A 13,018-nucleotide genomic window follows, 5' to 3' on the forward strand; every position below is an offset into this window, starting at 1 on the left:
ACATGTGTTAGTAATGCTATATAGTTAAGCGTCCTTGTATTTATGGTCTTGATTTCTACCGCTCGGCTAATTGTCGATGTGAATGGTCAGCCCCTTTTTTCCAGCGGCGATATGATCGGCGAGGATGTTAAATTGATACTCTCCACTATTTTGGCGCCGGAAGGGAATAGGTGATTCATTAAAGAGATGATTGAGGCGAAGGTGCCAAGTGGCGAGTTCTTTCTCTACGTTAGCTTTTGAAAGCTTGCCACTGCCATACACGGCATGAGTGGGCAATACATCCAAGCCGGGAAAAAAGAGAGCGCCGTGGGTGATGGGAAATAACAACTCCTCCAAGGGTCCATTAATGCCACGAGGCGAATAGTCCTCCTCTGGTCCCCCCACCATTACTGAAAGTAGGGCTCGTTTGCCTTTGAGAATACCGTCCCCGTAGCGATACCGGTTACCTTCGCCTTTGTATCCGTAAGCGAATCCGTAGGCATACACTCGATCTATCCAGCCTTTGAGAATGGCGGGCATACCAAACCACCAAAGAGGGAAATGAAATATGACTGCATCGGCGGCAAGCAGCTTGTTTTGCTCTGCGGCAACATCCAACGTCTGTTGGTGATTGGTATAAGCGTGCTGCGACTCTTGGATAAAATCTAGCCGGTCTTGGTTTATACGGTTGGGGAAATCCAGCTCATCAAAAGTCGCTTTCCAACCCATGCCATATAGGTCTGATTGCAGCACGACATGGCCTTGTTGTTCCAGTATTCGTACCGTTTCGGTAACGAACAGGCGAGTTAGTGATGTGGGCTCGGGGTGGGCATATACCACCAATATGGTCTTGGACACTTTACTGCTCCTACAGGCGAGTTAGCGAGTGACTATCACTCTAAGTGGATACAGTAGGCAGTGTGCGCAAGATTGAGGTATCAGTGAAATTAATAGTTTTATGACTTACTATCGTAAGCATGGATACCAAAAGACTTGATCTGAATTTGTTGGTGACATTAGAGGCTTTGCTTGAAGAGCAAAATGTCACCAGAGCGGCCGCGCGGCTGAATCTGAGCCAGCCTGCTGTCAGCGCTCAGTTGAGTCGCCTTAGGGATATGTTCAATGATCCGCTGCTGATTCCTGCTCATCGTGGAATGATGCCTACCGCCAAAGCGTTGGAGTTACTTTCCCCATTGCGTTTTGCACTAGATCAGGTGCGAGAGACGCTAACAACGCACCAGCACTTTGAGCCTGCTCAAGCAAAGCTGACCATCACGATTGCATGTACCGACTATCTGCAAACGGTTGTTGGTTTGTCGATCATGAACGAGTTAAGGCGAGAGGCACCCGGCGTCAGGATCGCAATACGTAATCTGGAACCACCTCGGTTGGAAGCCCTGATGGCGTGTGGTGAAGTGGACCTTGCACTTATGACGCCAGAAGAAGCACCACAGACTTTACGATCAAGACCCCTGTACGACGAAACCTATGTGTTGGTTGGCTGCGAGAACCACCCGCGACTCAGTGATGAAATGACAATTGAAGATTATGTCCAACTTGAGCATGTGATTGTGTCGCTCAGTGGAGACAATTTCTTCACTCCAGTGGATCAGGTCTTACATACATTGGGCTATAAGCGCAACGTTGTGCTATCGACCGCTTCATTCCTGTTCATCCCTGAAATTGTTGCTCACTCGCCTCTTGTGGCACTGGTGCCACGGCGTTTAGTCGCCCAACGTTCCGACCTTAAAATTGTTGAATCCCCCATTAAATCACTGGGATTCAAAGTCGGTATGGTGTGGCATGAGCGTAATCATGGTCACAGTGCACATCGTTGGGTGCGTGAACAAATAGCCCACATACTTTGTGCAAACAAGCGCTAAAGGAGTAGCCAGACTAGCAGCGTCCAGCCTCCAACTCCCGCTTAAGCCACTCTGCCAGTGGCTCGCTGCGGCGGCTGTTGGCTTGTTTCGGCAGCCATAGGCAGAGGCGGGCGGGTGTTTCGATACTTCCCCAAGGAGCCACAAGCCGCCCGCTGCGTAAATCGTCTTCCACCAGTAGTTTGGGTGCTATTGCTACGCCTAAGCCTGCCACTGCTGCTTCAATCAGATAATAAAGATGGGCAAACCTTTGGCCCTGTTGAAGGGCATCCTCCAATGCACGTTGCTCCAGCCCTTTGGCACTCGCCCACTGTGGCCACGCCTGGGGACGTGAAGCGGTCACTAACAGCTTGTTGGTAAATAACGATTCTGGCTTGGTTGGGTCGATGTGTGCTGCTAGTAGTGGGCTTGCTACTGGGCAAATCTGCTCGGGAAGTAGCTCGATAACCTCCACATCCGCGGGCCAGGGCGGTTCAATAAATGCCAGGGTAGCGCTGGTATCTACCTGTTGGCTGGGCAGTTCGCTGTCACTTACCACGACTTTTAGCTTCAGTTGCGGCAGCTCTTGGTTCAGGCGATCCAGGCGGGGAATTAGCCAACGTGCTAGCAGGCTGCCGGGGCAGGCCAGGGTAAAGGGCGCTTCTTCCACATCACGCTTGAGTGCTGCGCAACTATTGCGCAGTTTGCTAAATGCCTCTCCCACGCCGCTTTGCAGTTGCTCACCATGGTGAGTCAGCACCAGTCCACGCCCTGCTTTTGCAAATAGCGCTACACCAAAATGCTCATCCAGGCTTTTAAGTTGGCGGCTAACCGCGCCATGGGTAACGCTTAGCTCATCGGCAGCAGCAGTTACGCTACCCAATCGGGCTGTGGCTTCAAAGGCGCGCAGGGCGCTAAGCGGCGGCATGCTGTTCTGCATTGCTGATCCCATAATGATGTTCTGTTTTAATAGTTGATTAAAACTCACCTATTGGTGACATCTTATCGATTTTTATCTTCGTGCGCTTGCGCTACTTTCATTGCAATCAAAACCGCTTCCCAAACCGCACTCAGAGGTCGTGATGAACCAATTCGTGAACCTGCCCGATGCCAACGGACTGTTTGGCAGCTTCGGCGGCCGCTTTGTCGCTGAAACACTCATGCCGCTCATTTTAGAGCTGCAAGATGAGTACGCTGCTGCTAAAAATGACCCCGAATTCCAGCGCCAGTTAGCCTACTTTCAAGGGGATTACGTCGGGCGGCCAAGCCCGCTTTATTTCGCTGAACGACTGACCGAACACTTCGGTGGGGCGAGTATTTACCTCAAGCGCGAAGAGCTTAACCACACCGGCGCGCACAAGATTAACAACTGCATTGGCCAGGTACTGCTAGCCAAGCAGATGGGCAAAAAGCGCATCATTGCTGAAACCGGTGCCGGTATGCACGGAGTGGCCACCGCCACGGTAGCAGCGCGTTTTGGTCTGCCTTGTGTCATCTATATGGGCTCAACCGACATCGAACGCCAGCAGCCTAACGTGTTCCGCATGAAACTACTGGGGGCTGAGGTGATTCCCGTCACCTCCGGCACCGGCACACTCAAAGATGCCATGAACGAAGCGCTGCGCGATTGGGTGACCAATGTTGACGACACCTTCTACATTATTGGAACCGTGGCTGGGCCGCACCCGTACCCTGAAATGGTGCGCGACTTCCAAGCGGTGATTGGTCATGAAACCCGCAGTCAAATGCTCGAAAAGCAGGGGCGTCTGCCGGATTCGCTGGTGGCCTGTATTGGTGGCGGATCAAACGCGATGGGGCTGTTCCATCCGTTCTTAAACGACCCAGATGTGCAGATGATTGGCGTAGAAGCGGGCGGCAAAGGTGTTAAAAGCGGCCTGCATGCCGCCAGCTTGAACGGCGGGACGCCTGGCGTACTGCATGGTAACCGCACCTACCTGCTGCAAAACGAAGATGGCCAGATTATTGATGCCCACTCGATTTCCGCAGGGCTGGATTATCCCGGTATCGGCCCAGAGCATGCATGGCTCCACGAGCAGGGACGGGTTGAGTACGTTTCCGCCACAGACGATGAAGCGTTGGAAGCCTTCCAGATCTGCTGCCGTCAGGAAGGTATTATTCCCGCCCTGGAAACTGCCCACGCCTTGGCGGAAGTGGCTAAGCGTGCGCCCCGGCTTCCCCGTGAGCACTTAATGGTGGTCAACCTTAGCGGTCGTGGCGACAAAGACATGATGAGCGTCGCCCATCATCTAGGTGAGAAATTCCAATGAGCGCGAACCAGGAGACTGTTATGAATACCCCCACTCGTCTTAAAGACTGCTTTGCCGCGCTCAAGCAGCAGAACCGCCCAGCGCTGGTTAGCTACCTCACCGCAGGTGATCCAGACGCGGAGACTTCACGCCGTCTGCTACATGGGTTGCCAGAAGCAGGGGTGGATATCATCGAACTCGGCATGCCGTTCAGTGACCCTATGGCCGATGGTCCCGCGATTCAAAAAGCCGCGCTGCGTGCCCTTGAAGGTGGCCAAACCCAGGTTAAAACCTTGGACATGGTGCGCCGTTTCCGCGAACAGAATAGCACCACGCCGATCGTACTGATGGGCTACTACAACCCGATTTACTGCTATGGCGTTGAGCGCTTTCTAACGGAGGCCGCCAGCGCTGGGGTCGATGGGCTGATTGTGGTGGATTTACCCCCTGAGCATGATGAAGAACTCTGCCAGCCAGCAGCTCAGCACGGCATTGATTTTATCCGCTTAGCCACCCCGACCACCGATGCTAAACGGTTGCCCAAAGTACTCAGCAACACCTCTGGGTTTATCTACTACGTATCGGTGGCGGGGGTTACTGGCGGTAGTGCGCCAACACCACAACGGTTAGAGGCGTCGGTCGCTCAGCTCCGCGAATATACCGAATTACCCATTGCCGTTGGCTTTGGAATACGCACCGCCGAGCAAGCCGCTACCATTGGACGCTTCAGCGATGCGGTGGTGGTTGGCTCCGCGCTTGTTGACTGCATCGAACATGCCAGCACGCCTGATGAAGCCGTTGAGCGAGTGCATGGCTTAGTCAGTGAGCTGGCAGAAAGCGTCAGGATGTGCAGGAAGGTGAGTGAGTCACAAGTTTGTTGATACAAGCAGCGTAAAAAGAACGAAACATTAAGAGAGCAGGCCAACGCGCCTGCTCTTTTTTAACGTTGAGCAAAATCCTAATTAAAGGTTAATCTAGCTGGATCGATGGTGAAATAATGAGTGGAAGCTCACGCGAGCTAATAGGAACGGGCTTTTATGAACCTGACAACACTGCTGTTTTTTATCCCTGCCTGCTTCGCCCTGAATATGGCGCCTGGCCCTAATAACCTGCTTTCATTAACCAATGCTAAACGCTATGGCGTTCGAACAGCTTGTTTAGCGGGTATTGGGCGGCTAATAGCATTCGTCGGCATGATTACGCTGGCAGCGACTGGCTTGGCGACGCTGCTTTACACCTCTGAAAAGATCTTCCTAGTCATTAAGGTGGTTGGTGGCCTCTATTTGTTATGGCTGGCATATCAGCTATGGGGCGCCGACACTACCGCAAGTGATAGCGCTGAAACCCAACGTATGAGCCTATTTGAGCTGGCGCGACAAGAGTTCTTGCTTGCTGCTGGTAACCCCAAAGCCATTCTGATTTTTACCGCTTTCCTACCGCAGTTCGTGGAACCTAGCGGCAATGTAGGTCTGCAGTTTTTGGTGCTAGGTGTGCTGTTTTTACTATTGGAATGGGTAGCGATTGCTGGTTACGCCTATGCAGGTAGCTTCTTGAGCCAGTGGTTTTCTCGACCAGCCATGCGGCGCTTATTTAACCGCGGCTGTGCGGGCCTGTTAGCCAGCGCCGGGGTAGGGCTATTGCTAGCTAAAAAAGGGTGAGTAAGCGTTAAGACTCGCTGTTTAAATACGCTAGATTCCTTTGCTGACTGCTATGAGGCGTGAATGAAAACGGGCGAGATCACCTTTCGCATCTTCGCTGGCATCCAGTCAGTTGGCTAAATATTTTGAGGTCGGTGTGGCGCATATTGGGTTGCCCGCCGACCTCAATCGTTCTACGAGTGGTGCGCGTGACGCGAATCCTCAGGTGCCTCGAGCCGGTCGTTCATTCCGTAATCTCGGATGATGGAAGCGACACGCAGCCGGTAGTCGGCAAAGATATCTTGTCGACCAGCTTTCTGAGCCGCTCGGTGAGATTCAAGCGAACGCCACTGCTTCACGGCATCTTCATCCCGCCAAAAAGACAGCGACAGCACTTTGCCGGGTTGCGTCAGACTCTCGAAGCGCTCAATCGATAGAAAGCCGTCGATAGCTTCCAAATCTTGGCGTAATGCGCTGGCAGTATCCAAGTAGTCTTGATAACGGTCAGTATGTGGAAGCACTTCGAATATCACAGCGATCATGGCAGATTTCTTGTATTCATAAGTTCTTATATTCACAGATTCTTTATGTTCACAGCGTCGTTACGTCGATACGTTCATTACATCGACAGCCTCAATGCCCAAGGTGCCGTCTACCACTTCTACAAAGCTGCGCTCCTCTTTGAGGATGAATCGTTGCTCTTGGGCCATTGTGAAGTTCGCGTGTCCTCCTTCATCAGATCTCAGCCGAGCGCGATAGGCCTCATAGGAAGCCAGGCTATCGAAGGCAATGAGGCCCCAGGCGATATTGTTGGTGCCCTCTAAAGGCAGGAAGTAGCCAATAAGATGGCCGCCACACCAGGGGATGATTTTTCCCCAGTTTTCCGCGTATTGCTTGAAAGCGTCGCGCTGGAAAGGGTCGATCTCGTAGCGAATGATGCAGGTAATGCTCATCTGATTATCTCCGTTGAAAGGCAACGGAGACGATACCTAATTGCCGCACCCAAATGGTTCGACTAAGATCGAACCATGAATGAAGCCCCTAACATTGTGCGCGTTGCCGCACTGATCGGAGATAACGCTCGGGCGGAAGCGCTCTGTGCCTTAATGTCTGATCGCGCGCTAACGGCGACTGAACTGGCAAATATGGCCGGTGTGACTAAGCAAACCATGAGCTTCCACCTCGGAAAGCTGCGAGAGGAAGGACTACTCGCGGTCGAAAAGCAGGGGCGGCACCGCTATTTTAGGCTGGCGGGGCCACATGTTGCTGAACTTTTGGAGTCGCTGATGGGCCTCGCTTTCCGAGGCGACGATAAGCATCTGTCCATCGGCCCGCGCGACCCCGCGCTGCGCAAGGCGCGAGTGTGTTACGACCACCTTGCAGGGGAGCTGGGGGTTTTTGTGTACGAACAGATGCTTGAGACAGATATCCTTCAGCAGCTTCCAGGCGGACTACAGCTGACTAACCAGGGACGGCTGTGGTTCCAGAAACATGGCATTGATGCAGACGCGCTGGCTTCTTCGAAGCGATCATTTTGTCGAGCGTGTTTGGATTGGAGCGAGCGTAGGAATCATCTTGCCGGCGCGCTCGGGGCGGCGCTGCTTGCGCGAATTCAGGTGCTTGGCTGGGCGAAACGGGAGGAAGACTCCCGCGTTATCGTTTTCAGTGCCAAAGGGGAAGCGTCGCTGCGGGCAATGTTCGCAGTGAACAACATGCCATCCACTCCCGACACCTCACCATTAGAATCCTTCTCGCTTGTTTGTAAATAATGTTCATTTTTCAGTGCTTGTAGCTACTTACTACCGCAGGCATTATCAGCGCTCGTGATTGCTGGCCGAAGGCGGCAACCATAAGGATTTCGTCGCACTGGGGGGAAGTAATGGGGAAGCTCTTTTCACTGATCGTACTACTGGCAATTGGCTACGTGGGCATCTATATCTATTACGGTGTCGCCGTAAAACAAGAAGTGCAGCAGCAATTGGATGATCGCGGTCTGCCCTCGGTGAGTGTTGATAACGTTGAGTATGGCCTGTTTGCACTGATTAACACTGCTGCAGAACTGACAGTGACCGTTACTTACCGCGGTTCTCAGGCAGCAGTGAACATGGTAGTGCAAGGGCACCCAGTGTTTTCAGACGACGTTAGCGTTGAGTTCGATGGTCTTCAAGCACTGAGCTTGGGGATAGGCTTCGGGCAGTAGGTTTTACAACGTCCACTTACAACACCGCGTGGCAATGCGTTTGCCGCTCAATGAGAGACACGTGGCTAATTTATGCTTTCCAAAATTATAAGCGGCGGCCAAACCGGCGCTGACCGAGCGGCACTGGATGCCGCATTAGCACTGGGTTTCCCCATAGGCGGATGTTGTCCCGTTGGCAGAATGGCTGAAGATGGACCGATTAGCAGCGCCTACAGCCTTGAAGAAATTGGCGGAGGGTATCGTCAACGTACCAAGAAAAATGTACAAGATGCAGATGGCACCGCTATCTTTTATGCGTCTTATCTTCACGGGGGAACAGAAGCCACGGTTCTGTTCTGTATTCAGCAATCAAAGCCCTACAAGCTGATTGATATTGAGCTGATAGACCCGCTGCACGCGGCGATGTTGCTGGCCGACTTTGTGCACGACCGACACATTACGGCACTTAATGTTGCAGGCCCCCGCGCCAGCACTTGCTCGGTAATGTACGCGTACGTTAAACAAGCGATTGAGCTGGTTATTAAGCAGTCACGTTAGGCTAAGCTGTCACTGAGTGGCATCTAAGCGTGCTCATAACCTGAATTCGGTAACGTAAAGGAGCAACCTATGCACCTGCATGAAAAGCTTAATTACGTCGAGTTTGCAGCGAAAGATTTAGCGGCGACAAAAACGTTTTTCACGACGGTATTCGGCTGGGAATTCGTCGACTACGGCCCTGAATACAGCGCGTTTTCCAACCAGGGGTTAGATGGCGGCTTTTATCATTCAGATGCTTGCAGCCGAACCGCTAATGGCGGCGCACTGCTGGTTTTCTACAGCGCCGATATTAACGCAACGCTCGATAAGGTAGCGCAAAGCGGCGGTGACGTTATTCAGCCTATTTTCGAATTCCCAGGCGGCTTTCGATTTCACTTCCTAGAACCCAGTGGCAATGAGTTTGCGGTTTGGTCAGAGGCGCGCACTTAAAACGCGAACGCCCCAGAGGTCTTGTTAAAGAGGAGTACATGAGTGGCCTTTTCTGATGCAGAAAGAGATGCGCTTTTGAGTGCCAAAGGCGTTGGCCCTACCGTCCTCAAGCGTTTTGAAGAGGTTGGTATCGACTCATTTACGGAGCTGGCCGCCCGCCAAGTTGATGAAATAGCACAAATGGTAGCCGCCATGCTGCACACCACCTGCTGGAAAAACAGCCCGCAGGCAAAGGCAGCCATTTCTGCTGCTATTGCCAGAGCGCAAGAGGGTGTGTGACACACCGCAAATATAGCGAGCAACCAATGGCTAGCCTATTGTGTCATCAGGCTAGCTAGCAATAAGCGGCAGCCAAACATGCTCATAGCCAATCGATAACGCCACGGCGACCAGTAGCCCCGCCATTACCCAGTTGAAGCTCTTAATGATCCCTGCGCTTTGAATACGCTGGCCAACCAAACTGCCCATCAAGACATAACTGCCGGGTGCGCCAGCGGCTAATATTGCCAATCCGAATGCCCAAACCACTAAGCTAAGCCCCTCAATACCCGCCGCAGGAAATTGCAGTGTAGCAAGGGGGAGGGTGGCAATAATGGCTTTTGGGTTAAGCAGTTGCATCACCAGCCCATCGCGAAAACGCAGCAGATGTGGGGTGTGGCCATGGTTGTTTAACTGGGTGTTTAAGTCGCTACTTAAATCAGCGCTTGAGCGGGCAATTTTTATTGCGAGATAAACAATATAGCTACACCCCAACGAACTCACGACGATCAGTGCTTCATCGTCGATCCAAGCGGCGCCCCTGCCCAGCCCAATAGTAATAGGTAAGTAAACATCGCGGTGCCTACCCCCAGACAAAAACCTAGCGATTTTTTGGCTTGGCCATTGATGCCAACGTTTAAGCCCAGCAGATTCACAGGCCCAGGCGTATACATAGCGCCCAGGGCATAGGCGACGATTCCTAGCATGGTGATGCCTCGTTTGTTTAATGGCGGTTCTAAAACTGGCAGTTAACGCGCGATATCGCGTTGGTATTGGTGGGGTGTCATGCCATAAATGCGCTTAAAGCGCCGATTAAAATGGCTAAGATCGGCAAAGCCAAAGCGTAGTGCCACTTCGTTAAGTGGGGCACCGGCGTCTAGTGCAGTACGGGCCGCATTGATTCGGCAATTAATCACGTACTGATGGGGGGTAATGCCGTAGTGCTGGCGAAACAGGCGCAAGAAATGGTACTTGGATAAATGCGCTGCCTGGCAAATATCATCCAGCGACATATCGCTTTCCAAGTGGGCGTGGATATACTCCTTAGCCAGACCCAGCAGAGCATCAGGTCGACTTGTGATTGGGTTGGATTGTGAAATGCCGCCGAGCTGAACGGTTCTCTCGATAACCCGATAAAGCGCATTTTCCTGATCCATGCAGCTACCTGCTTGGGAGGTGACCAAGCGCGCCAGTTCCAAGATGGCGTGGCGCAGTTGCACATCCTGAATCAGTGTTTGGTTGGAACGAAAATCCGTGGCATGTTCGCGCCCAAGCGTATCAGCGAACAGCGGCTTGACCTGTTCTGGATGGGCATAAACCATCAGATAGTCCAATGCATGCTCACCGCCTGGTTGGCCATCGTGAACCTCCTCAGGGTTGAACAGAATCACATTGCCCGGCGGGCTTTTATGGAACTGCCCACCGCTAAAAAAATCCTGACGCCCAGACAGCGTTACGCCGAAGGCAAACTCCTCATGGGCATGGCGGTCATAGCTGAAATCTTCAATTTCCGCCTGAAGCACCGTTAGTGTTGGCACATGCTGGCTTTTGATGAATTGAAACCGGCTTGTATTCGCCATGCCAAACCCTCCTGATAAGTCACACCACCTAGCTTATGCGCTCCTGGGTATCAATTGCTTGTACATAATTGCTAACTAACCTTGAGAGACTCTCTAGCCTCATCATGCAGCATCACGTATGTTAATAGCCCCTTATCTGTCATCGCAAAAGGATCATTCACCATGTTCACCGGCCTGAGCGCATTTCCGCTAACTCCCATGAACGAGCAGGGCATACATGAGCATGAGTTTGTTCGTTTAGTGGAACGCTTGGTGGAGGCGCGGGTGGATTCTATCGGCGTGCTGGGGTCGACGGGCAGCTACGCTTATTTAAATAGTGAAGAACGCGCCCGCGTAGCCAAGCTGTGCGTTGAGCATGCCGCCAGCGTGCCAGTGGTGGTGGGCATAGGTTCGCTCCGCACCCGTGATGTACTGGCCAATGCAGAAAGCGCCCAGCAAGCAGGCGCTAGTGGCGTGCTGTTGGCGCCAGTGTCTTATCAAAAGCTGACCGAGGATGAGGTATTTGGTCTTTTCGAAACGGTTTGTCGTTCGCTGAGTGTGCCGCTATGTGTCTATGACAACCCAGGCACTACGCACTTTGAATTCAGTGATGAACTGCATGGTCGCATCGCCCAACTGCCCCAGGTTCGCTCGATTAAAATTCCCCCAGTGCAGAATGATATAGCCGCCGCACAGGAGCGCGTGGCACGGCTGCGTGGGTTAATTCCCAGCGACGTAACCATCGGCATTAGCGGCGACCCAGCGGCCGCCACGGGCATGCTTGCTGGCTGCGATGCTTGGTACTCGGTGATTGGTGGGCTATACCCTGAAACTGCGCTGGCGCTAACCCGTGCCGCCCAAGCAGGAGACGCAAAAGACGCCAACGCGCTTTCCGCTGCACTTGAACCGTTATGGGCGCTCTACCGTGACTTCGGCGGCAGCCTGCGGGTAGTTGCTACCATTGCAGAACTTACCGGAACAGTAAGCCAACCCTGTTTGCCCCAGCCGCTACAAACGCTGCAAGGCGATGCGCGGAAAAGGGTGGCGGCGGCGATTGACGCTTTGCAACTAAGCTAACGCGTTTATCGATGGCAGGCCCTGGCTAAAGCGCTGGCTTCCCCAGGGCCTGTTGCAGATGCGAATTAAAGCCCTTGAGCGCCGCGACGTAGCCAATTATGCACGAAGGCTAGCTTGCGCATCGCCGGGTCGGAAAGCACAAACGGATAAAGATCCGAAAGCCCCATCGAGCGGTTTACATGATTAACCCCGGCGACTAATGATGCCGCGATGTGAATCAAGCGCTCAGCATCCGGTTCGGCGTAAGCATCCCAACCATAGGTGTTGGGCAAGGCCGGCGAGGTCATGCCCGCCGACACAAAACTATCGGTGATATCGGTTAGGTGCAGCAGGTGCGAGGTGGTTTCCGCCCAATCCTCATGAGGGTGGGAGGACGCATAGGTAGACAGAAACCGCTGCCGCCAATCCGCAGGCGGGCCATTGTGATAATAGTGCTGCAACGCTGCTGGATAATCCTCGCGCTCATCGCCAAACATCTCACGAAACGCATCAAGAAAGTCATCCCGTAAGCTCAGCCGCCACCACAGCATATGGGCGATTTCATGGCGCATATGGCCAATCATCGTGCGGTAAGGCTCTGCCAATGCCTCTTTGCGAGTTGTGCGTATCACCGCATCAGCTTCTGCGACACTGATGGTAACCACACCGCCCACATGCCCCATGGGCACCGGCGTTCCCCCTTCGGCAAGCATATGAAACACCGGTGGCGCGCCAGGGTCTTCCGGGCGAAACCAGTTCCAACGGCCAAGGTTGTCGATTACCCAGCGTTTAGCAGCCTCCGTTTGCGCCCAGTTGGGCATGGCATCTGAAATGGAAGGATCGGGTGCTAGGGCTGTCATCGCGCAGGCACGGCAGAATTCACCTTGCTTAGGCGCAATCCAGTTGCAGCCAATGACTTCACGGTTGGCGCAGAAGGGCGGCATCGGCAGAAAGGCACGTGCTTGCGGGTCGTAAGCCACAGGCACACCGTCTGCAGTCACCAAATTATCAAACCAGAGTGAACCGGCACCGACCGGATTAGAAAACACACGCATAGGTCGGGTATCTCAAAAGAAACGAGACTTCAGTCTAGGAGCCAATGCCTCGATAAGCCAATAGTGACGTTTTTATCAGTTTTCACATTGATGGCAGGTGGGGATGCGAGTCAAAAAAGCTTAGCAATTTTATGTGGTTTAAGTGGTTATGCAAAAGTTATCGAGTTACTTTTTCCGTAATT

General features: G+C 53.0%; 16 protein-coding genes and 1 pseudogene. 10 read left to right on the top strand and 7 right to left on the bottom strand.

What is annotated here, in order from left to right:
* Positions 1 to 66 precede the first annotated feature (66 nt).
* Complete coding sequence (locus tag INT19_RS04310; RefSeq protein WP_193059848.1) at positions 67 to 837, bottom strand: NAD(P)H-dependent oxidoreductase; 771 nt, start codon at positions 835 to 837, stop codon at positions 67 to 69.
* Between the two features lie 119 nt (positions 838 to 956).
* On the opposite strand from INT19_RS04310, the gene INT19_RS04315 reads away from it, so the two are divergent.
* The gene (locus INT19_RS04315; protein ID WP_089039462.1) at positions 957 to 1,862 is read left to right on the top strand and encodes a LysR family transcriptional regulator; all 906 of its coding nucleotides are present in this window, start codon (positions 957 to 959) and stop codon (positions 1,860 to 1,862) included.
* 13 nt (positions 1,863 to 1,875) lie between these two features.
* Here INT19_RS04315 and INT19_RS04320 read toward each other — a convergent pair whose 3' ends face one another.
* Positions 1,876 to 2,778, bottom strand: coding sequence for a LysR family transcriptional regulator (locus tag INT19_RS04320; protein ID WP_193059849.1), 903 nt, complete (start codon positions 2,776 to 2,778; stop codon positions 1,876 to 1,878).
* Positions 2,779 to 2,920: 142 nt separating this feature from the next.
* Here INT19_RS04320 and trpB point away from each other — a divergent pair, with 142 nt between their 5' ends.
* The 3 genes from trpB to INT19_RS04335 all read left to right on the top strand — a co-directional run bounded on the left by trpB (position 2,921) and on the right by INT19_RS04335 (position 5,763).
* Entirely contained in the window at positions 2,921 to 4,126 is a 1,206-nt protein-coding gene (trpB, locus tag INT19_RS04325; RefSeq protein WP_193059850.1) for a tryptophan synthase subunit beta, read from the top strand.
* Between the two features lie 20 nt (positions 4,127 to 4,146).
* Complete coding sequence (trpA, locus tag INT19_RS04330) at positions 4,147 to 4,986, top strand: tryptophan synthase subunit alpha (protein WP_193059851.1); 840 nt, start codon at positions 4,147 to 4,149, stop codon at positions 4,984 to 4,986.
* Between the two features lie 156 nt (positions 4,987 to 5,142).
* Positions 5,143 to 5,763, top strand: coding sequence for a LysE family translocator (locus INT19_RS04335; protein ID WP_193059852.1), 621 nt, complete (start codon positions 5,143 to 5,145; stop codon positions 5,761 to 5,763).
* A 173-nt stretch (positions 5,764 to 5,936) separates the two neighbouring features.
* Here INT19_RS04335 and INT19_RS04340 read toward each other — a convergent pair whose 3' ends face one another.
* Together INT19_RS04340 and INT19_RS04345 are read right to left on the bottom strand one after the other, a co-directional pair.
* Complete coding sequence (locus INT19_RS04340; RefSeq protein WP_193059853.1) at positions 5,937 to 6,284, bottom strand: antibiotic biosynthesis monooxygenase family protein; 348 nt, start codon at positions 6,282 to 6,284, stop codon at positions 5,937 to 5,939.
* A 60-nt stretch (positions 6,285 to 6,344) separates the two neighbouring features.
* Entirely contained in the window at positions 6,345 to 6,695 is a 351-nt protein-coding gene (locus INT19_RS04345) for an NIPSNAP family protein (RefSeq protein WP_089039456.1), read from the bottom strand.
* Between the two features lie 75 nt (positions 6,696 to 6,770).
* Here INT19_RS04345 and INT19_RS04350 point away from each other — a divergent pair, with 75 nt between their 5' ends.
* The 5 genes from INT19_RS04350 to INT19_RS04370 all read left to right on the top strand — a co-directional run bounded on the left by INT19_RS04350 (position 6,771) and on the right by INT19_RS04370 (position 9,187).
* Entirely contained in the window at positions 6,771 to 7,511 is a 741-nt protein-coding gene (locus INT19_RS04350; RefSeq protein ID WP_193059854.1) for an ArsR/SmtB family transcription factor, read from the top strand.
* Between the two features lie 110 nt (positions 7,512 to 7,621).
* The gene (locus INT19_RS04355) at positions 7,622 to 7,942 is read left to right on the top strand and encodes a hypothetical protein (protein WP_193059855.1); all 321 of its coding nucleotides are present in this window, start codon (positions 7,622 to 7,624) and stop codon (positions 7,940 to 7,942) included.
* 72 nt (positions 7,943 to 8,014) lie between these two features.
* Positions 8,015 to 8,479, top strand: coding sequence for a YpsA SLOG family protein (locus INT19_RS04360; RefSeq protein ID WP_193059856.1), 465 nt, complete (start codon positions 8,015 to 8,017; stop codon positions 8,477 to 8,479).
* A gap of 69 nt (positions 8,480 to 8,548) precedes the next feature.
* The gene (locus INT19_RS04365; protein ID WP_193059857.1) at positions 8,549 to 8,908 is read left to right on the top strand and encodes a VOC family protein; all 360 of its coding nucleotides are present in this window, start codon (positions 8,549 to 8,551) and stop codon (positions 8,906 to 8,908) included.
* Positions 8,909 to 8,950: 42 nt separating this feature from the next.
* A complete protein-coding gene (locus INT19_RS04370) occupies positions 8,951 to 9,187 on the top strand; it encodes a helix-hairpin-helix domain-containing protein (RefSeq protein ID WP_193059858.1) in 237 nt (78 codons plus the stop codon).
* A 51-nt stretch (positions 9,188 to 9,238) separates the two neighbouring features.
* Here INT19_RS04370 and INT19_RS04375 read toward each other — a convergent pair.
* Both INT19_RS04375 and INT19_RS04380 read right to left on the bottom strand, forming a co-directional pair.
* A pseudogene (locus tag INT19_RS04375) lies at positions 9,239 to 9,873 on the bottom strand (LysE family translocator).
* 42 nt (positions 9,874 to 9,915) lie between these two features.
* The gene (locus INT19_RS04380; protein WP_193059859.1) at positions 9,916 to 10,746 is read right to left on the bottom strand and encodes a helix-turn-helix domain-containing protein; all 831 of its coding nucleotides are present in this window, start codon (positions 10,744 to 10,746) and stop codon (positions 9,916 to 9,918) included.
* Positions 10,747 to 10,908: 162 nt separating this feature from the next.
* Here INT19_RS04380 and INT19_RS04385 point away from each other — a divergent pair, with 162 nt between their 5' ends.
* Positions 10,909 to 11,802 (top strand): dihydrodipicolinate synthase family protein, encoded by an 894-nt coding sequence (locus INT19_RS04385; protein ID WP_193059860.1) that lies wholly within the window; start codon positions 10,909 to 10,911, stop codon positions 11,800 to 11,802.
* Positions 11,803 to 11,867: 65 nt separating this feature from the next.
* On the opposite strand, the gene INT19_RS04390 is transcribed toward INT19_RS04385, so the two are convergent.
* Entirely contained in the window at positions 11,868 to 12,836 is a 969-nt protein-coding gene (locus tag INT19_RS04390) for a zinc-binding metallopeptidase family protein (RefSeq protein WP_193059861.1), read from the bottom strand.
* Positions 12,837 to 13,018 lie beyond the last annotated feature (182 nt).

Source organism: Halomonas sp. 3A7M (assembly GCF_014897875.1).
Classification (GTDB): domain Bacteria; phylum Pseudomonadota; class Gammaproteobacteria; order Pseudomonadales; family Halomonadaceae; genus Vreelandella.

Coding starts and splice junctions, on each gene's coding strand:
- INT19_RS04385 (WP_193059860.1), top strand. CDS start 10,909: ATGTTCACCGGCCTGAGCGCATTTCCGCTAACTCCCATGAACGAGCAG.
- INT19_RS04345 (WP_089039456.1), bottom strand. CDS start 6,695: ATGAGCATTACCTGCATCATTCGCTACGAGATCGACCCTTTCCAGCGC.
- INT19_RS04390 (WP_193059861.1), bottom strand. CDS start 12,836: ATGCGTGTGTTTTCTAATCCGGTCGGTGCCGGTTCACTCTGGTTTGAT.
- INT19_RS04380 (WP_193059859.1), bottom strand. CDS start 10,746: ATGGCGAATACAAGCCGGTTTCAATTCATCAAAAGCCAGCATGTGCCA.
- INT19_RS04360 (WP_193059856.1), top strand. CDS start 8,015: ATGCTTTCCAAAATTATAAGCGGCGGCCAAACCGGCGCTGACCGAGCG.
- INT19_RS04340 (WP_193059853.1), bottom strand. CDS start 6,284: ATGATCGCTGTGATATTCGAAGTGCTTCCACATACTGACCGTTATCAA.
- INT19_RS04320 (WP_193059849.1), bottom strand. CDS start 2,778: ATGCAGAACAGCATGCCGCCGCTTAGCGCCCTGCGCGCCTTTGAAGCC.
- INT19_RS04365 (WP_193059857.1), top strand. CDS start 8,549: ATGCACCTGCATGAAAAGCTTAATTACGTCGAGTTTGCAGCGAAAGAT.
- INT19_RS04315 (WP_089039462.1), top strand. CDS start 957: ATGGATACCAAAAGACTTGATCTGAATTTGTTGGTGACATTAGAGGCT.
- trpA (WP_193059851.1), top strand. CDS start 4,147: ATGAATACCCCCACTCGTCTTAAAGACTGCTTTGCCGCGCTCAAGCAG.
- trpB (WP_193059850.1), top strand. CDS start 2,921: ATGAACCAATTCGTGAACCTGCCCGATGCCAACGGACTGTTTGGCAGC.
- INT19_RS04355 (WP_193059855.1), top strand. CDS start 7,622: ATGGGGAAGCTCTTTTCACTGATCGTACTACTGGCAATTGGCTACGTG.
- INT19_RS04350 (WP_193059854.1), top strand. CDS start 6,771: ATGAATGAAGCCCCTAACATTGTGCGCGTTGCCGCACTGATCGGAGAT.
- INT19_RS04335 (WP_193059852.1), top strand. CDS start 5,143: ATGAACCTGACAACACTGCTGTTTTTTATCCCTGCCTGCTTCGCCCTG.